Origin of the sequence: Vibrio sp. AIC-3 (assembly GCF_013114515.1) — a bacterium.
Taxonomy (GTDB): Bacteria; Pseudomonadota; Gammaproteobacteria; order Enterobacterales; family Vibrionaceae; genus Vibrio; species Vibrio crassostreae_C.
In genome coordinates, this window is the sequence record NZ_VTXG01000085.1 from 1 (window position 1) to 543 (window position 543).

The 543-nt window shown below is 41.1% G+C and carries 1 tRNA gene and 1 rRNA gene; both read left to right on the forward strand.

What is annotated here, in order from left to right:
• A 5S ribosomal RNA gene (gene rrf, locus F0229_RS21730) occupies nucleotides 1-101 on the forward strand; the annotation flags it as partial.
• A 105-nt stretch (nucleotides 102-206) separates the two neighbouring features.
• Nucleotides 207-297, forward strand: a tRNA-Ser gene (locus tag F0229_RS21735).
• Nucleotides 298-543: the final 246 nt, after the last annotated feature.

Below are 543 nucleotides of genomic sequence, written 5' to 3' on the forward strand. Positions count from 1 at the left end.
ATTGTGGACCCACCTGATTCCATGCCGAACTCAGAAGTGAAACACAATAGCGCCGATGGTAGTGTGGGGCTTCCCCATGTGAGAGTAGGACATCGCCAGGCTCCTATTTATTTTCACTTTTTAAAAAGTGAAGACAAAAGGTATCGTTACTTGCATTAGCAATTAACAACATCATTAGTGTACTAATCTATTGATGACAATTTGTTGGAGGGATGGCTGAGTGGTCGAAAGCACCGGTCTTGAAAACCGGCAACCGTTAATAGCGGTTCTAGGGTTCAAATCCCTATCCCTCCACCACTATTCTTTACGCATTAAGCCCTTGATTTTCAAGGGCTTTTTCGTAGCTAAAGTACTGCAAATCACTTTCATGACAATGAGGTGAGACAATGTACTTATACCAATCCGGAAAATTAACTGATCAGGTCAATCCAATCTCTTATACACATTTTTGTGACGCGATCTTTGCACTCAAGAAATCCATTCCAAGCGCTACAGACCTTCGAAACAATATCGTTATAATCAATGAAGTTTTGGTTTGCTAGA